Raw genomic sequence first — 17,009 nt, 5'->3', positions numbered from 1 at the left:
CAAGCCCTGATCGCTCCGGCATACACGAAGCCTGTTCCGGAGATTTCGCCGCCGTGTTTCGCAGCCTTTACGACTGGACCATGCGCCAGGCCGCCCGTCCGCGGGCCGACCGTGCCCTTGCCGTGGTCTCCTTTCTGGAAAGCTCGGTCTTCCCGATCCCGCCCGACGTGATGCTGATCCCGATGTGCCTGGCAAACCGGGCGCGCGCTTTTCATTACGCCGCGATCTGCACCGTTGCCTCGGTGATCGGTGGCCTGTTCGGCTATGCCATCGGTTACTTTCTGATCGAGACCTTGGGTCGCTGGATTATCGACCTCTATGGCTATGCCGAAAAGTGGCATGCCTTCGAAGCCGCTTATGACGAATGGGGCGTCTGGATCATCCTTATCAAGGGCCTGACCCCGATCCCCTATAAGATCGTCACCATCGCCAGCGGCGCGGCGCATTTCAGCCTGCCGGTGTTCATAGCCGCCTCCATCGTCACCCGCGGCATCCGCTTTTTCCTGGTCGCCGGCCTACTGCGCGCTTATGGCGCCCCGATCCAGACCTTCATCGAAAAGCGGCTCAACATCCTCGGCCTGCTGTTCGTGGTCTGCCTGGTTGGCGGTTTCGTCGTCGTGCGCTATGTCTTCTGAGCCATGACCATCGACACCCTGCTCGATCCCCGCCGCTCCGGCCTGCTCGTCGCGCTGGCCGCTGGCGGCACGCTGGCGCTGGCGCTGATCGCGCAATACGGCTTCGGCCTGCCGCCCTGCGAAATGTGCCACTGGCAGCGCTGGCCGCATATCGCCGCCCTGATCTTCGGCCTCGCCACTTTCGTGCTGCCGCGCTGGCGCGCGCAGCTTCTGGCCCTGGCTGCCTTCAGCTTCGCGATCACCGGCGGCATCGGCGCCTTCCATGCCGGCGTCGAATGGCAGTGGTGGCAGGGCCTGACCAGCTGCAGCAGCACCTCCACCGCCACTTCGCTGGACGCCCTGCGCGCCCAGATCATGGCGGCGCCCGTCGTGCGCTGCGACGAGGCCGCCATCCGCGTCCTCGGCCTGTCCATGGCGGGCTGGAATGCCCTGTGGTCGGCAGCCCTGGCGATCTTCGCCCTGCTGGCTGCCAAGAGGATGACGTGATGCAGAAGCGACGTCTGGCCGGCGATCCCGATCCGCGGCAGCTGCTGGCGCGCATCCTGCGTGTCGACCATGCCGGCGAGTATGGCGCCAAGCGCATCTATGAAGGGCAGCTTTCGGTGCTGAAGCAGGCGCCCTCCACGCCGACCATTCGCCATATGCTGGAACAGGAACAGGCGCATCTGGATGCCTTCGACCGCCTGCTGCCGAAACATCATGTCCGCCCCACCCTGCTCTCGCCGCTCTGGCATGTCGGCGGTTTTGCGCTCGGCGCCGCCACGGCGCTGCTGGGCGAGAAGGCTGCTATGGCCTGCACCGAAGCCGTCGAGGACGTGATCGACGCCCATTATGCCAAACAGGTGGAAGCGCTCGGCGAAACCGAGCCCGCGTTGCGCGACATGATCGAGCAGTTCCGCGCCGACGAGGTGAGCCACCGCGACACGGCGCGGGCCGAAGGCGCCGCCGAAGCGCCGGCCTATCCCCTGCTGTCGAAAGGCATCAAAGCGATCACGCGCGGCGCCATCTGGCTGTCCGAGCGTGTCTGACGCGCCATCCGGGACTTACGGCTCCAGTTCGCTGTCCCAGTAGAGAAAATCACGCCAGCTTTCGTGCAGGAAATTGGGCGGGAAGCCGCGCCCGTTGCGCTGCAGTTCCTGCACGGTCGGCATATGCGGCCGCATGCGGGGGTGCATGTGGCAGTCGTCGGGCATGCGACCGCCCTTGGTCAGGTTACAGGGCGCGCAGGCGGCCACCACATTGTCCCAGCGCGTCAGGCCACCGCGCGAGCGCGGGATCACGTGATCGAAGGTCAGCTCATGCCGGCTGCCGCAATACTGGCAGGAGAAGCGGTCACGCAGGAACAGATTGAACCGGGTGAAGGCCGGACGCCGGGCCGGGGCGATATAGCGCTTCAGGGCCACCACGCTGGGCAGCCGCATGCGCATGCTGGGCGAATGAATTTCCTGGTCGTATTCCGACAGGATGGTGACGCGATCCATACACACCGCTTTCACCACTTCCTGCCACGGCCAGACCGAAAGCGGGAAATAGGACAGCGGCTGGTAATCCGCATTCAGAACCAACGCTGGACAACTCTCTGGGGTCATGTCTCCCTCAGGTCCGTACGCCGAATATCATTACCATATGCGGGGTTACCGCATCATGACAACCACCTTATTTGGTGAACCGGGCAGGTTATCCACACCGGTCGTCCTGATGATCTAGCGCGCCGCGAGATGTTCGGCGAGGAAGGCGCCACCGAGGCTGAGTCCCTGGCCGTCAATGCCATGGCCGAGCCCGGGGCTGACATGGAACCGCGCCGGGCAGCCGGCCTCGTTCAAGGCTGCCAGCGCCGCATGCATCGCCTCGATCGGGACGACCGCATCGGCATCGCCGTGAATCAGGAGAATCGGCGGCCGGGCGTGGATCTGCTTTTTCAGATCCGCCCCGCCCAGCAGCGCGCCGGAATAGCCCAGGATCGCCGCCGGTGCCGGATCGCGACGCAGACCGATATGCAGCGCCATCATGGTGCCCTGGCTGAACCCCACCAGCGCGAGGTCACGCGGCCCAAGACCGTGCCGCTTCAGTTCGGCGTCTAGAAACGCATCCAGCGCCGGCGCCACCTGCCCGGCCGCCTGCTGCATGGTCGCATAGATCGCGGCGGTATGTTGCGGATCGCGACGCAGCAGGTTGGGGTCATAAGCGTCCAGAGCGAACCATTGCCGCCCACCACCCATGCCCGGCGGAAAACCCGGGATCATCGCCGGCGCATGCGGCGCGACAAAGGCTGCATCCGGCAGCTGCCGCTGCCACTGCGCGCCCAGTTCGATCAGGTCATTGCCATCGGCGCCATAACCATGCACCAGCACCACCAGCTTGCGGGCGGGGCCTTTGGCGGGCGAAAGACGGGGGCCATCGATGGTTGCGGTCATACGGGTGCCTTCGCGTTACTGTCGTCCGTGGTGAGGCGATTGCCGGTCACGGCATAATAGCGCCACAGCAAACGCGCCGCGACACCGCGATGCGGCCGCCAGTTTTCCGCCATACGATCCATCTTCTTCACGTCCGGGCGGGTCTTCAGGCCGAACAGGCGCTTTGCCGCCTCCTGCAACGCCACGTCATGGGCGGGCCAGATATCCTCGCGGTCGAGTGCAAACATCAGGAAGATTTCCGCCGTCCAGCGTCCGATGCCCTTCACGGCGGTCAACATGGCTATCGCAGCCGCATCATCCAGTCTGGGCAGCAGGTCGAAATCGATGGTGCCGCTTTTTGCCGCCAGGGCCATGTTGCGCACATACCGCACCTTCGGACCGCTCAGGCCGCAGGCGCGCAGCCGGGCCTCGCTCAGTTTCAGCACGCGTTCGGCACTGAAGGCGCCATTGGCGCGGCCCTGCACGGTGGCCTCCAGCCGCCCCCAGACGGTGGCGGCGGCGGCCACCGAAATCTGCTGTTCGATGACGATGCGGCACAGAGTGGCGAAATCCGCCGGCCGTCGCCGGTCCGCGATGAAGCCGACGGCCGCATGGGCGGCGGCAAATTTCGGTTCACGGGCGCAGAGCTGTTTCACGGCCAGGGCCGTGCGCTTGCGGGTATCGGCCTTTGCGGCGGGGAGAGGCTTTGCCATAAGCTGCCTGCAGAGAGAATCGTATCATGCAGTCTGACACCGTTACGCGCTGTGCGCCAAGCCCGACCGGCTACCTGCATCTCGGGCATGCCTATGCCGCGGGGATGGCATATCTGCGTGCCCGGCAGGCGGGTGGGCGCTTTCTGCTGCGGATCGAGGATATCGACGGAATCCGCTGCCGGCCCGAATTGACGACGGCGATTTTCGAGGACCTGACCTGGCTGGGCCTGCGCTGGGAAGAACCGGTGCGCCGGCAATCGCAGCATTTCGCCGACTACAGAGCCGCGCTCGACAGCCTGCGCGATCGCAGCCTGCTCTATCCCTGCTTCTGCACCCGCAAGCAGATTCAGGCCGAAATCGCTGCCGCCGGCCAGGCGCCGCACGGCTTTGAAGGGACCGTGTATCCCGGCACCTGCCGGCATCTTTCGGGCACCGAGCGCGAGCAGCGCATGGCAGCCGGAGACGCCTATGCGCTGCGGCTGGATATCGAGGCCGCCTGCCGCCATGCAGGGCACTGGCCCCTGACCTGGCAGGACGAATCTGCTGGCGAGCAGACGGTGACGCCGGAGCTGCTGATCAGTGGCTTTGGCGATGTCGTGTTGGCCCGCAAGGAAACGCCGGCGAGCTATCATCTCTGCGTCAGCCATGACGACGCCCTGCAGGGCGTCACGCTGGTCACCCGTGGAGAGGACCTGTTTGCCGCCACCCATCTGCATCGCCTGCTGCAGGCATTGTTCGACTGGCCGGTGCCGGCCTATGCCCATCACCCGCTACTGACCGACGACAGCGGCGAACGGCTGGCCAAGCGCAAGAATGCACCGGCTCTGCGCGACCTGCGCGCCAGCGGCCTTGATGCTGCCGATATCTGGCGCCGGACCGGACTGGATTTCGCGCCCTGAGATCAGCGCGTGCCGGCGAGGCGTTTACGCGCTTCGGGATCGAGCCAGTCCAGCATGGACTGCAGCCAGGGCCGATCCGGATGAGCGGCGATCAGGCGATTGATTTTTTCCACGACCGCGTCACTGCCCGGAACACGATTACAGGTTATGCCGCCGCGAATGGCAGCCGGCGCCTCCGCCAGCGGCAAGGATGTGATGGTCGGCATCGCCGCCTCCTCTTTCTGTGCCTGCCGCACCTGCCAGGTGGCCTCGAACGGATACAGCAGCAGCCAGTCGACCCGCTTGGCGGTCAACATCGACAGCATCGTACCGGTTTTCGAAAGTCGCACGACAGGCGCCGAAGGCGGCGCACTGCGCAACTGCTCGTCCAGCGCCGCGCCATAGGACCGGCTGTCATGAACTGCGCCATCCAGCTCGCTCTGCTGCAGCAGACGACGCAACTCAATCATGCCATCGGCATTGCGAAACCCGCGAAACGTATTGACCTCGTCGACCCGCGTCACCAGGGCCAGGCCGGGCATATGCATCAGATCATGACTGACCAGGAACTGAGCCTCGCGCGCCGGATTGCGGGCCAGACCGCTGGCGCAGACTGTTACATCCGTCCGCTCCAGGGTTTTCAGCAGACGCGCCAGCGGCAGACTGCGGATGTCATGGCTGTAGTCCGGCAGTCGTTCGATCAGCCAGGCGAGGGCATGATCGCCAAAACCGCCGTCATTCGTCATGAAGACCGGGGGCCATTCGGTTTTCAGCCACAACAACTTGTCCTGAGCCCGCGCCGATAGCGGCAGCAACAGCAGCAGAACCCCGATCAAACCGAGAGTCAGGGCCGGACGCATCCGCGCCGTATCGATCATTCAGGTGCGGGATGTTTCACCGGAAACACCCCGTACCGAATCACTTGCCGCCGAGCGGCATGGCGTAGGTCAGGAAGAGCGTCTCGGTGCCGGGATTGCTTTTATAGATGCTGGCATTCGACATATGGCTGATGCCGAGGCCCAGCCGCGAGCGGTTATCGAAGCGATAGCTGATTTCCAGCTGCGACTTGAATTCGATGGCGCCGCCCAGGTCCTTGCCATCGCCTTCGCGATACACGCCTGGCGCGAAGCTCGGCGTCAGTACCCAGCGGCGGCCCATATACAGATCGACCAGCACACCGGCATAACCGTATACGGCCTGGTCGCTGGTGCCCATCACGCCAACGAAGGGTTTGAAAATCCAGAACTTGTCGCCGTGGCGATATTCGACCCGGCCTTCAAAGGCATCATGGTCGTCGTTGATGTCATGATACCCGGCGCTGAACGCCAGGAAGGACGGGTCATCGCCATCCTTGCTGTATGCGGCAGGTGCCGAAAAAATGGCCAGCGCGGCCACCGCAAAGCTGACCGCAACACCCCAACACGCGGAATAACGCATCGTCTTGATCCCCCGGATAACCGCCCCTGCCGGCACGGCTTTATTTCAGAAACCCCACTCGTTCCCCCGATCTTAGCCAAAGAAGCGTCATTCCGCCAAGGCCTTATCGGCCGCAGCCGCGCCGGCAGGCGCGCTGAATTGTCGCCACAATTGACAGGCACAAGACCCGTCATGCGCCCCTTCCGCCGCCTTGCCCTCTGGCTCAGCCTCCTGGTGATTGCCGTGCCAGCCTTCTACGCCCTGGCCGTCCTGGGCTTCGGGCTGCTGTCGGCACCGCATCGCGAGCCCATGGCCGGCCAGCCGCGGATACCGGTCTATCTGGTTTCAAATGGCTGGCATGTCTGGCTGGCCCTACCGGTCCGGCAGGGCACGGTCGACTGGGACGAATGGCTGGCGGGCGAGAGACCGGCCACGAGCGGACAGGCAGCACGCAGCGCCGACGGGGCTTACATCGCCTTCGGCTGGGGCGACCGGGACTTTTACCTGGCAACCCGCCGGCCGATCGATTTCCGCCCCGATCTTGCCCTGGCCGCCCTGCTGGGCCGGGGTCCTGCCGCCATGCATGTCATGCGGATCGGGCAACCGGATAGGGCATCCCCTCAGGTCCGGCAGATCGACGTCGATTCGCTGCAGTATCATGCCCTGGCCGCCTATATCCGCGCCGGCTTCAGCCCCGCCTCGGACGGGCGGCCCCAGCAGCTTCCCGAGGCCGGGTTCGGTGCTAACGACGCCTTTTACGAGGCCGTTGGCCGCTACAGCCCTCTTCGCACCTGCAACGAGTGGATCGGCGCCGGACTTCGCGCCGCCGGCCTGCCGACCGGCTGGTGGACCCCGCTGCCCTTCGGGCTGATGAGAAACCGGCCATGACCGATTTTTACGCCATGACAGGGCAATGCGGGATTTTCCCCGTTTCAGGTGGATTTTCGCGCCGTGACCAAGCCGTGCTCGCCTTGCGACTCAGGCTCAAAGACGGTAAACCGAGCCCCGAAAAAAGAGTGGTTCCGGGCCACCGGCCCGCCCCTCGTCACGCCATCCCACGGAGACCAGAAAAATGACGGTTCGGGTTGCGATTAACGGTTTCGGCCGCATCGGCCGCAATGTGCTGCGCGCCATCATCGAGAGCGGCCGCACGGATATCGAAGTTGTTGGCATCAACGATCTGGGCCCGGTGGAAACCAACGCCCATCTGTTCCGCTATGACAGCGTGCATGGCCGTTTTAACGGCACGGTCACCGTCAAGGGCGACAGCATCGATGTGGGCCGCGGCCCGATCAAGGTGAGTGCCGAACGCGACCCGGCCAAGCTGCCGTGGAAGGAACTGAAGGTCGACATCGCGCTGGAATGCACCGGCATCTTCACCGACAAGGAAAAGGCCGCGCTGCACCTCACCGCCGGCGCCCGCAAGGTGCTGGTCTCGGCCCCCGCCACCAATGCCGACCTCACCGTCGTCTACGGCGTGAACCACGATCAGCTCAAGCCCGAGCACACCATCGTCTCGAACGCCTCCTGCACCACCAACTGCCTGGCGCCGGTCGCCTTCGTCCTCGACGCCGCAGTCGGCATCGAGAAGGGCTACATGACCACGATCCATGCCTATACCGGCGACCAGCCGACGCTGGACACCATGCACAAGGATCTCTACCGCGGCCGTGCGGCGGCGCTCTCTATGATCCCGACCACCACCGGCGCCGCCAAAGCCGTCGGCCTGGTGCTGCCCAACCTGAAGGGCAAGCTGGACGGCTCGTCGATCCGCGTGCCGACCCCGAATGTCTCGCTGATCGACTTCAAGTTCATCTCGAAGAAGAACACCACGGCCGAAGAGATCAACGAGGCGATCAAGCGCGCCGCCGGCAACCAGCTCAAGGGCATCCTCGACGTCAACGACCAGCCGCTGGTCTCCAGCGACTTCAACCACAGCCCGGCCAGCTCGACCTTCGACCTGAAGCAGACCACAGTCATGGACGGCAATCTGGTGCGCGTGGTGTCGTGGTACGACAACGAGTGGGGCTTCTCCAACCGCATGTCCGACACTGCGGTTGCGATGGCCAAGCTCTGAGCGGCCGCCGAGCATGCCGGAATTTCGCACCCTCGATGACGTCAACGTCGCCGGCAAGACCGTCCTGACGCGGGTCGATCTGAACGTCCCGATGAAGGACGGCAAGATCACCGACGATCTGCGCATCAGCCGCATCCTGCCCACCCTGCACGAACTCTCGCGCAAGGGTGCCAAGGTTGTCGTGCTGTCGCATTTCGGCCGTCCGGACGGCAAGCCGGTGCCGGAAATGTCGCTCAAGCCGGTGGCGGCCGCGCTCGCCACCGCGCTCGGCTCTTCGATCCCCTTCGCCGAGGACTGCGTCGGCGAGCCGGCCAAGGCTGCGATCGCCAAACTGAAGCCCGGCGGCGTCGTTCTGCTGGAAAACACCCGCTTCCATGCCGGTGAAGAAAAGAACGATCCGGCGCTGGCCAGGCAGATGGCCGAGCTGGGCGACATCTACGTCAACGACGCCTTCTCCTGCGCCCATCGCGCCCATGTCTCGACCGAGGCGCTGGCGCATCTGCTGCCGGCCTATGCCGGCCGCAACATGGAAGTGGAGCTGAAGCATCTGCAGGCCGCGCTCGAACAGCCCGAGAAGCCGGTTGCCGCCGTGATCGGCGGCGCCAAGGTTTCCACCAAGCTGGAGTTGCTCGGCAACCTGCTGGGCAAAGTCGACAAGATCATCATCGGCGGCGGCATGGCGAACACCTTCCTGTTCGCCCAGGGCCGTGAAGTCGGTTCCAGCCTGTGCGAGAAGAACCTCGCCGACACCGCCCGCGACATCCTGCGCGATGCCGTGACGCGGGGCTGCGCCATCATCCTGCCCGATGACGTGGTGGTCGCGCGTGAGTTCCGGCAGGGCGCCCCCAGCAAGGTGGTACCGGCCGAACGCGTGCCGGCCGACCAGATGATCCTGGATATCGGTCCGGTGGCCGCGGCCCGCCTGGGCACCATCCTGGCCGATTGCAAAACATTGGTCTGGAATGGCCCGCTTGGCGCCTTCGAGACGCCGCCCTTCGATGCCGGCACGGTGACGGTGGCGCGCACGGCAGCGGCGCTGACCGCATCGGGTCGCCTGCTCAGCGTGGCTGGCGGCGGTGACACGGTCGCCGCCCTGCGTCATGCCGGCGTGGCGGAAGAGTTTTCCTATGTATCCACGGCTGGCGGCGCCTTCCTGGAATGGCTGGAAGGCAAGCCCCTGCCGGGTGTGGCGGCTCTCTCCGCCCCCATTGCAGTGGCCGCCAAGTGATTGCGTGATAAAATCCGGCCCGATCAACAGCGGGCCGGATTTTTCGTTACAACGACCTCGACTTCAGACGTATCGGGAGCTGACACAATGAACCTCAAGGACCTCAACAAGATCGCCGTTGCGATGGTCGCGCCGGGCAAGGGCATCCTCGCCGCCGACGAAAGCACCAGCACGATCGAAAAGCGCCTCGCCAGCATCAACGTGCCGTCGACGGAAGAGAACCGCCGCGATTACCGCGAGATGCTGTTCACCACCGACGGCGCCGAGAAATACATCTCCGGCGTCATCCTCTATGACGAGACGCTGCGCCAGAAGGGCAAGGACGGTACGCCGCTGGTCGACATCCTGAACAAGCGCGGCATCATTCCGGGCATCAAGGTCGACAAGGGCGTGCAGACCCTGATCGGCAGCCAGGACGAGAAGATCACCGAGGGCCTCGATGGCCTGGGCAAGCGCATGGCCGAATACCACCAGCTCGGCGCCCGCTTCGCCAAATGGCGCGCGGTGCTGAACATCGCCAATGGCAAGCCGAGCCGCCAGGCCCTGGTCGCCAATGCCGAGGCGCTGGCGCGCTATGCCGGCATCTGCCAGGCCAATGGCATCGTGCCGATCGTCGAACCGGAAATCCTGATGGACGGCGACCATGATCTGGCCACCAGCTTCGCCGCCACCGAGCGCACGCTGCATACGGTGTTCGAATATCTGGCGATCCATAACGTGGCGCTGGAAGGCATCATCCTGAAGCCGGGCATGGTGATCCAGGGCGAGAGCAGCAAGAAGACCGCCAGCATCGACGAAGTCGCCGACGCCACCGTGCAGGTACTGAAGCGCTGCGTGCCGTCGGCCGTGCCGGGCATCGCCTTCCTCTCGGGCGGCCAGTCCGACGAACTGGCCTCGGCCCATCTGGGTGCCATGAACGCCCGCCACCCGAACCTGCCCTGGGCGCTGACCTTCTCCTACGGCCGCGCCCTGCAGGCCTTCCCGCTCAAGCTCTGGGGCGGCAAGACCACCAATGTGCCGAATGCGCAGAAGGGCTACCTGCATCGTGCCCGCCTGAACGGCCTGGCCGCACTGGGCAAGTACGAAGCCAAGCTGGAAGGCGAATTCAAGGCTGCGTAACTGCCGCCTCCTCCTCGCGAAACACGAACGGCCCCGGTCTCGCGACCGGGGCCGTTTTCTTTTCAGGAGATGCAGACCTGAACCGTTACGTGGCCCATTAAGCCGCTTTCGGCTGCGCCTCGATCACCGTGCCGCCCAAGGTGCCGCTGTTGGCGGCCGTATTGATCTGGATCTGGCGCGGCTTCTTGGCCTCGGGGATCTCGCGCTTGAGTGCGACATGCAGCAGGCCGTCCTTCAACTCGGCGCCCACCACCTTCACGGTATCGGCCAGCTCGAAGCGGCGCTCGAAGGCGCGGCGCGCGATGCCACGGTGCAGATAGGAAATCTGCTCGCCCTCGTTCGACGGCTGCTCGACCGCCTTGCCGGTAACGATCAGGCTGTTCTCCTTCACCGTGATATCGAGTTCATCCTGGCTGAAACCGGCCACCGCCATGGTAATGCGATAGGCGTCTTCGCCACGTTTCTCGATATTGTACGGGGGATAGCTGGTTGCCGCTTCATCGGCCCGGTTGGCAAGCTCGAACAGGCGGTTCACCTGGTCGAAACCGATGCTGGAACGCAGCAGGGGGGAAAGATCGAAAGCACGCATGAGTCATCCTCCTTCAAGCGATGAGTCGTTTGCGCGGCCCGCCATAAGGCAGGAGGCATTCCCGCGATATCGCCGGGCCGCCGTGACAGCCGGACCTCGATCGAGCATCCGGCACGCCAGACAGTTAGGAAGCGATCAAATCGCCTTCAAGAGGAGGGATAATTTTTCCGGCGACAAATGTCGGCTGGCGGCCAACCGGTCACCCGATGGAAATCGGGTACCATTTGAATTCTGCCAGCGACCGGCCGCGTAGAACATCGACCACATGTTTGGGCCCGACAAATTCAGGCGCCAGACTGGGACCCTGGGCCGCCAGGACCAGGGTGGAATTCTTGAACAGCGGCTTCATGGCCCCCAGCGACCGCGCCGCCATCTCATCCGTCGCAATTGCCGAATAGGACACGTAGATCACCGTGATGACCTCGTTGCCGAGCTTGATCGATGCGGACTGGTAGACCTGGGCCATAGGGCGGGCGCGGCTCGTTGAACAGCGGTTTGGCGTATGTCGTCCAGACAGGGGTAACCCGGTCTTGGTTAATGAAACACATGCGATAGCGGGCTCGACAATAAAAAAGGCGGCCACGGGTGTTTCCCGGGCCGCCTTTAAGACCGGGCTTGGCAGCCCGGCAGACAATCAGAGTACGACTTACTTCTTCAGGCCGAAGCTGCCGAAGCGCTTCTTGAACTTGGCGACCTGGCCGCCAGCTTCGTTCAGACGCGCCGGACCGCCGGTCCAGGCCGGATGCGAGGTCGAATCGATATCGAGCATCAGGGTGTCGCCCGGCTTGCCCCAGGTCGAACGGGTGGCATAGACGGTGCCGTCCGTCATCTGCACCTTGATCTCGTGGTAATCGGGATGGATATCGGTCTTCATGACAGTGCTCCTAGGCCCTCACGCACGGAAAGCCCGCAAATTCCTCAATGGGCCGGCGTTATAGCCAGAACCGGCCCCCCCTGCAAGCCCGAAGACCCGGTCGCTGACATTCAATAATAAATCATTGAAAAACAAAATCTTAATCAGGTCCCTCCGGCTGCCCGACGACGCCGGTCGTATTCCGCCTGATCCACCAGGTCGAGTCCGAGCTTATCCAGGCCATCCAGGATGGGAATGAACAAGTTCAGGCCGATATTGTCGCTGCCATATCCGGCCACGCTGATCCCGACCAGATTGCCCTGCCGGTCGACCAGTGGACCGCCGCTGTTACCGCCATGGGTTCCGACATCGGCCTGGATCAGGTCATGAGCCTGTCCCCGCCGCGCCGGCCGTAAGGCGCTGACCACACCGCGCGTCACGGTCCAGCCAAGCTGCCGGGACCGCGGCGCGCCGATCGCATAGACCTCCTCCGTCACCCGCACCGGGGTTTCCCGCACCGGCAGGACCGGAAACTGGCTGCCTTCGATCTTCACCAGCGCAACGTCACGGGTCTCATGCCGGTACAGCACTTCGCCGGTGACCGTCTGTCCCGACAGCAAACGCACGCGGACAAACCGTTCGGCGCGAACCACATGATTGTTGGTGACGATCAGACCATCGGCCGACACCAGAAAGCCCGAGCCATGGCCGCCGCCGCCGGTTTCGATCAGCACGGTGGCGCTGCGGATATGATCGACTTTTGCATCGATCCCCTGCGTGAAGATCGGCTGGCGCAACAGTACACGCCGAGCAGCCTCCGGCTCGTTTTTGCGAGTGCTGGACAGAGCCAGCGGACGCTGTGCAACGAGATCGCGCAATTGCGGACTGGCCGCCAGCTTGTTGACCGCATCGGCAAAGGCCAGTTGCACCGGCAGCTTCAGGTCGAACGGCAGCACGGTGTCCGATTCATATACCCCCTCATCGCTCCAGCGGCCGATCACCAGGCGTTTGACCGGATCGAAAACCTGCCAGTCGATTTTCATCCTGACGCTGTCGCGCACGCCTGTAGGCCGGCCGCTTATCACTTCGCAGGTCCAGCGATATACATAGAAGTAATCCGTAATACTTCCACCGATCTGCAGATCGATGCTGTCTGCCTCTGGCGTGGGAAACATCACGTCACTGCCGCCGGGCACACGATAGCCATGCCCGCTCATCACCTTCTGGAATGTCTGCTGCCATTCGCGCGGACGCGGCACCGCCCGGTTTCCATCATGGTAGTTCGTCGTCAGTCCGGAGGTGCATAATCCTCCGGCGCTACTGCTCATTTCCTTGCCGCGCGGCATGTCGAACTGAAGGTGGGTCAGTTGCAGGATCGGCTCGCTGGTCGTGCCATTGGCAACTCCGCGCGGCACGATCACCTCGCCGCCAGGCAAGGTCACCGGTTTCGCCTCGATCAGCGGCACCACTGCGGCCGGTTGTCCCGTCGTGACACACCCCGCCGATACCAATGCCATCACTGCAATCATTGCCAGCGCACGCATGCGTTCCCCCGTCTTCATGCCTGCCTGTTATCATAGAACAGCAATAGAAAATTAAAAGATCATATCATGATCATACAAGTGCATGCGTCGACCACCGGGGCATCCTGAAACCGTGTTCAGCCATCGCGTTGTGGCAGGGCGGTGCGACCGCTATAACCGGCCGGGATTCCAAGCAAAGCCAGAGTCGATGCCGTCTGACGCCATGTCGCCCGATCAAAAACGCCCCAGCCTGAATGCGCTGGGAGCCGTGTTCCGCTTCGTCGCCCCCTATCGCTGGATGGCGGCCGGCGCGGCAGTGGCGCTGATCGTGGCTGCCGCCGCCGTGCTGGGTATCGGCCAGGCGATCCGCCGTGTCATCGATGTCGGCTTCGGCCATGGCAACGGCACCTATCTCGACCTGTATTTCGGCGCGTTGTTCGGCGTGGTGGCCGTGCTGGCCGTCGCCACTTTTGCGCGCTTCTACTGCGTGACCTGGCTGGGCGAGCGCGTGGTCGCCGATATCCGCCGTGCCGTCTATGCCCATGTGCTGAAGCTCAGCCCGGTATTCTTCGAATCCACTCGCACCGGCGAGGTGCTGTCGCGGCTGACGACCGATACCGAACTGATCCAGACCCTGGTCGGCTCTTCCATCTCGGTTGCCCTGCGTAACCTGCTGTTGTTCCTGGGCAGTGCCGTGCTGCTGACAATCACCTCGCCCCGTCTGACCCTGCTGGTCGCGCTGGTCATTCCGCTGGTGGTGCTGCCGATCATCATTCTCGGTCGTCGCCTGCGCAAACTGTCGCGCGAAAGCCAGGATCGCATTGCCGACCTTTCGGCCCAGGCTGGCGAGACCCTGAACGCCATCACCACGGTGCAGGCCTATACCTATGAGGCGCGTGAAACGGCGCGCTTCTCTGCCAATGCCGAAGCCGCTTTTGGCACCGCGGTGCGCCGCATCCGCGCCCGTGCCTGGCTCACGGCGCTGGTGATGCTGCTGGTCTTCGGCGCGGTGAATGCCGTGATGTGGATCGGTGGCAAGGCGGTGTTTGCCGGCGAGATGTCGGGCGGCGAGTTGAGCGCCTTTGTCTTCTATGCCGTGATCGGTGCATCCTCAGTCGGTTCGCTCTCGGAAGTCTGGGGCGACGTGCAGCGCGCCGCCGGTGCCGCGGAACGCCTGATGCAACTGCTGGCCACGGAGCCCAGCGTGCAGGCGCCCGCGACGCCGCTACACCTGCCGGCTATTCCGGCGGGCCAACTGCAATTCGACCAACTGCGCTTCCGCTATCCGGCACGACCCGATACCACAGCCGTGGATGGCCTGAGCCTCGATATCGCCGCCGGAGAAACCGTGGCGATCGTCGGCCCCTCGGGCGCCGGCAAGACCACGCTGTTCCAGCTGCTGTTGCGTTTCTACGACCCGGAATCCGGCGCCATCCGCTTCGACGGCATCGACATTGCCCAGCTCGATCCGGTGGCGCTGCGTCGCCATATCGGCCTGGTTGCCCAAGAGCCGGCGATCTTCGGTGCCAGCGTGGCCGAGAATATCCGCTACGGCCGCCCGGAAGCCAGCGACGCCGAGGTGCAGGCCGCCGCCGAAGCCGCGGCGGCGCATGGCTTCATCCAGAGCCTGCCGCAGGGTTACGACACCTATTTGGGTGAACGCGGCGTGCGACTGTCCGGCGGCCAGCGGCAGCGTATCGCCATCGCCCGCGCCCTGCTGCGTGACCCGCCGGTGCTGCTGCTGGACGAAGCGACCTCGTCGCTGGATGCCGAGTCCGAGCGCAAGGTGCAGACCGCGCTCGAGCGTCTGATGCAGGGCCGCACAACGCTGGTGATCGCCCATCGCCTCGCCACCGTACAGAAGGCCGACCGCATCGTGGTGATGGACCATGGCCGCATCGTGGCTGCCGGCCGCCATGACAGCCTGATGGCGGAAGACGGCCTCTATGCCCGCCTCGCCCGCCTGCAGTTCATGAACGGAACGGCCGATGCCGCGTAGACGCCGCGACGACAAGCCACTGCCCGGCCGCCTGATGCGGTTCTGGTGGAAGTTCGGCCTTGCCGGCTTGCTCGTCTATATCGGCTACACGATCTGGATGGGCGGCGCGTATCGCAGCGCCGAGGCCTTCACCGCCGGACAGTGCATCGCCGTTGAGGCGCCGCCGGGCCCCGAAGACATGGCCATGCTGCCCAATGGCAGCGGCGCCATCGTCTCCAGCCAGAACCGCCGCGAGCGCGACGCGCCGGGCGCGCTCTACCTCTATGACCTGAGCAGCCGGCCGGGCCGCTTTGTCAAACTGGAAACGCCGGCCAGCCTGCCCTTCCATCCGCATGGCATCAGCCTGTTCGCAGCCGCCGACGGACAGCTGTTCCTGCATGTCATCAATCACCGCAGTGCGGAAAAGCATACGGTGGAAATCTTCACGCTGCAGTTCGCGGCGGCCGGTGCACCGCCGGTGCTGCGTCATCGCGGCAGCGTTTCCAGCGACCTGTTCGTGCATCCGAACGGCATTGCCGCGGCCGGGCCGGAGGCTTTCTACCTGACCAACGACCGTGGCCCGGGACCGGGCTGGATGCATATGGTGGAAAACCTGCTGCAACTGGCCCGCTCCACCGTGGTCTATCACGATGGCCGCGGCGCCCGCGTGGTGGCCGAGGACATCGCCATGGCCAATGGTGTCGAGATCACGGCCGATGGCAGCACGGTGCTGGTCGGGTCCACCCTGTGGCGCATGATGCTGTCATTCACCCGCGAACCGAGCACCGGCATGCTGCTGCGCAATGGCAGCATGACCCTGCCCGGCGGAGCCGACAATATCCGCCGCGACCGCAATGGCGACCTCTGGGTTGCAGCCCATCCCAACGCCTTCGCCTTCATCGGCCACGCCATGAATGCCGAGAAGGAAAGCCCCAGCATGGTGCTGCGCCTGAGCCGCGACCCACGCGGCGCCGTGCATACCATGCAGGCCTTCGGCGACCCCGGCACGCTCCTGTCAGGCGCCAGCACCGCCGTGCAATATGACGGCCGCCTGCTGATCGGCGCCATCTTCCAGTCCACCGTCATGGATTGTCAGCTGGATGGCGCGCAGCTCCGCGAGATCGGCAGCTAGAAACGATAGGCGCCGCACTGGTCGACGCGCAGCACGCTTTCCTGCTTGAAGCGGAGTTTGTAATCAGTCGCTATCTCGGTCAGGCGGCCACTGCTCTCCCGGCTGCCGCCATGCGCCACGGTCAGGATATAGGCCGGTTCCCGCACCGTATTGCCGTCACGGGCCGAGCGGTAAAAGCCATGGCCGTCGTGAATGGTGAAACCGTCAGGGAAACGCGAGACGATCGCGCTCTCGACGAAGCCTTTCCAGTCGCCCTCGGTGACATGGGCGATATTGCCATGCTCGTTGATATGGGTGCCGAAATAGAGCTGCGTGGTCTGCTGGCGGCAGAGCGAGAGCGGCGACAGCCAGACATAGACGCCGCCCGCGACGGTGACGGCCAGCGCCAGGATCGCGGCCGCCAGAGCGAAAATCGCCTTCGCCTGCAGGGCTCCAAGGCGCTCGCCCACTTTAAGAAACGCTTCTTCGAACACCG

Annotated in this window: 20 protein-coding genes; 10 read left to right on the top strand and 10 right to left on the bottom strand. The window is 64.4% G+C overall.

The window, feature by feature from the left end; all coding sequences use genetic code 11:
* The first annotated feature begins 53 nt into the window (after positions 1 to 53).
* The 3 genes from AC1ROT_RS15815 to AC1ROT_RS15805 are packed head-to-tail and all read left to right on the top strand — an operon-like array spanning position 54 to position 1,663.
* Positions 54 to 635 carry a YqaA family protein gene (locus AC1ROT_RS15815; protein ID WP_492971610.1) on the top strand — a complete coding sequence of 194 codons (582 nt, stop codon included), beginning with the start codon at positions 54 to 56 and terminating at the stop codon, positions 633 to 635.
* A gap of 3 nt (positions 636 to 638) precedes the next feature.
* Positions 639 to 1,121 (top strand): disulfide bond formation protein B, encoded by a 483-nt coding sequence (locus AC1ROT_RS15810; RefSeq protein ID WP_493000121.1) that lies wholly within the window; start codon positions 639 to 641, stop codon positions 1,119 to 1,121.
* Complete coding sequence (locus AC1ROT_RS15805; protein ID WP_493000119.1) at positions 1,121 to 1,663, top strand: demethoxyubiquinone hydroxylase family protein; 543 nt, start codon at positions 1,121 to 1,123, stop codon at positions 1,661 to 1,663. The genes AC1ROT_RS15810 and AC1ROT_RS15805 overlap by 1 nt, the downstream gene beginning before the upstream one ends.
* A 15-nt stretch (positions 1,664 to 1,678) precedes the next feature.
* Here AC1ROT_RS15805 and AC1ROT_RS15800 read toward each other — a convergent pair whose 3' ends face one another.
* From AC1ROT_RS15800 to AC1ROT_RS15790, 3 genes are all read right to left on the bottom strand, one after another.
* Positions 1,679 to 2,224: an HNH endonuclease gene (locus AC1ROT_RS15800; RefSeq protein ID WP_492971613.1), complete on the bottom strand. Its 546-nt coding sequence runs from the start codon at positions 2,222 to 2,224 to the stop codon at positions 1,679 to 1,681.
* Between the two features lie 114 nt (positions 2,225 to 2,338).
* Positions 2,339 to 3,049: an alpha/beta hydrolase gene (locus AC1ROT_RS15795; RefSeq protein ID WP_493000117.1), complete on the bottom strand. Its 711-nt coding sequence runs from the start codon at positions 3,047 to 3,049 to the stop codon at positions 2,339 to 2,341.
* Complete coding sequence (locus AC1ROT_RS15790) at positions 3,046 to 3,741, bottom strand: DNA-3-methyladenine glycosylase family protein (RefSeq protein WP_493000115.1); 696 nt, start codon at positions 3,739 to 3,741, stop codon at positions 3,046 to 3,048. The genes AC1ROT_RS15795 and AC1ROT_RS15790 overlap by 4 nt, the downstream gene beginning before the upstream one ends.
* A 26-nt stretch (positions 3,742 to 3,767) precedes the next feature.
* Here AC1ROT_RS15790 and gluQRS point away from each other — a divergent pair, with 26 nt between their 5' ends.
* A complete protein-coding gene (gene gluQRS, locus AC1ROT_RS15785; protein ID WP_493000114.1) occupies positions 3,768 to 4,640 on the top strand; it encodes a tRNA glutamyl-Q(34) synthetase GluQRS in 873 nt (290 codons plus the stop codon).
* 2 nt (positions 4,641 to 4,642) lie between these two features.
* Here gluQRS and AC1ROT_RS15780 read toward each other — a convergent pair whose 3' ends face one another.
* The gene (locus AC1ROT_RS15780) at positions 4,643 to 5,497 is read right to left on the bottom strand and encodes a hypothetical protein (RefSeq protein ID WP_493000112.1); all 855 of its coding nucleotides are present in this window, start codon (positions 5,495 to 5,497) and stop codon (positions 4,643 to 4,645) included.
* Positions 5,498 to 5,537: 40 nt separating this feature from the next.
* Entirely contained in the window at positions 5,538 to 6,056 is a 519-nt protein-coding gene (locus tag AC1ROT_RS15775) for an acyloxyacyl hydrolase (RefSeq protein ID WP_493000110.1), read from the bottom strand.
* Positions 6,057 to 6,227: 171 nt separating this feature from the next.
* On the opposite strand from AC1ROT_RS15775, the gene AC1ROT_RS15770 reads away from it, so the two are divergent.
* From AC1ROT_RS15770 to AC1ROT_RS15755, 4 genes are all read left to right on the top strand, one after another.
* The gene (locus AC1ROT_RS15770; protein ID WP_493000109.1) at positions 6,228 to 6,923 is read left to right on the top strand and encodes a TIGR02117 family protein; all 696 of its coding nucleotides are present in this window, start codon (positions 6,228 to 6,230) and stop codon (positions 6,921 to 6,923) included.
* Between the two features lie 184 nt (positions 6,924 to 7,107).
* Positions 7,108 to 8,112: a type I glyceraldehyde-3-phosphate dehydrogenase gene (gap, locus tag AC1ROT_RS15765; protein WP_493000108.1), complete on the top strand. Its 1,005-nt coding sequence runs from the start codon at positions 7,108 to 7,110 to the stop codon at positions 8,110 to 8,112.
* A 13-nt stretch (positions 8,113 to 8,125) separates the two neighbouring features.
* Positions 8,126 to 9,340 (top strand): phosphoglycerate kinase, encoded by a 1,215-nt coding sequence (locus AC1ROT_RS15760; RefSeq protein WP_492971621.1) that lies wholly within the window; start codon positions 8,126 to 8,128, stop codon positions 9,338 to 9,340.
* 87 nt (positions 9,341 to 9,427) lie between these two features.
* Complete coding sequence (locus AC1ROT_RS15755; protein WP_493000106.1) at positions 9,428 to 10,459, top strand: class I fructose-bisphosphate aldolase; 1,032 nt, start codon at positions 9,428 to 9,430, stop codon at positions 10,457 to 10,459.
* A gap of 97 nt (positions 10,460 to 10,556) precedes the next feature.
* Here AC1ROT_RS15755 and AC1ROT_RS15750 read toward each other — a convergent pair whose 3' ends face one another.
* From AC1ROT_RS15750 to AC1ROT_RS15735, 4 genes are all read right to left on the bottom strand, one after another.
* Positions 10,557 to 11,048, bottom strand: coding sequence for an Hsp20 family protein (locus AC1ROT_RS15750; RefSeq protein ID WP_492971623.1), 492 nt, complete (start codon positions 11,046 to 11,048; stop codon positions 10,557 to 10,559).
* A gap of 199 nt (positions 11,049 to 11,247) precedes the next feature.
* Positions 11,248 to 11,631 carry a hypothetical protein gene (locus tag AC1ROT_RS15745; RefSeq protein ID WP_492971624.1) on the bottom strand — a complete coding sequence of 128 codons (384 nt, stop codon included), beginning with the start codon at positions 11,629 to 11,631 and terminating at the stop codon, positions 11,248 to 11,250.
* Between the two features lie 63 nt (positions 11,632 to 11,694).
* Positions 11,695 to 11,922, bottom strand: coding sequence for a 50S ribosomal protein L31 (rpmE, locus tag AC1ROT_RS15740; protein ID WP_492971625.1), 228 nt, complete (start codon positions 11,920 to 11,922; stop codon positions 11,695 to 11,697).
* Between the two features lie 143 nt (positions 11,923 to 12,065).
* Positions 12,066 to 13,445, bottom strand: a complete 1,380-nt coding sequence (locus AC1ROT_RS15735) for a S1C family serine protease (RefSeq protein WP_492971626.1) — start codon at positions 13,443 to 13,445, stop codon at positions 12,066 to 12,068.
* Positions 13,446 to 13,647: 202 nt separating this feature from the next.
* Between AC1ROT_RS15735 and AC1ROT_RS15730 the strand changes: the two genes are divergently transcribed.
* The gene (locus AC1ROT_RS15730) at positions 13,648 to 15,423 is read left to right on the top strand and encodes an ABC transporter transmembrane domain-containing protein (RefSeq protein WP_493000104.1); all 1,776 of its coding nucleotides are present in this window, start codon (positions 13,648 to 13,650) and stop codon (positions 15,421 to 15,423) included.
* Positions 15,413 to 16,534 carry a hypothetical protein gene (locus AC1ROT_RS15725; RefSeq protein ID WP_493000102.1) on the top strand — a complete coding sequence of 374 codons (1,122 nt, stop codon included), beginning with the start codon at positions 15,413 to 15,415 and terminating at the stop codon, positions 16,532 to 16,534. Before AC1ROT_RS15730 ends, AC1ROT_RS15725 begins: the two co-directional genes overlap by 11 nt.
* On the opposite strand, the gene AC1ROT_RS15720 is transcribed toward AC1ROT_RS15725, so the two are convergent.
* Positions 16,531 to 17,007, bottom strand: coding sequence for a DUF3574 domain-containing protein (locus tag AC1ROT_RS15720; protein WP_493000100.1), 477 nt, complete (start codon positions 17,005 to 17,007; stop codon positions 16,531 to 16,533). The two genes, AC1ROT_RS15725 and AC1ROT_RS15720, sit on opposite strands and share 4 nt — an antisense overlap.
* Positions 17,008 to 17,009: the final 2 nt, after the last annotated feature.

The sequence above is a fragment of the Ferrovibrio sp. GW821-FHT12E11 genome (genome assembly GCF_058806975.1).
Note: the sequence above shows the minus strand (reverse complement) of the source record. Positions and strands in the feature narration are given on the sequence as shown.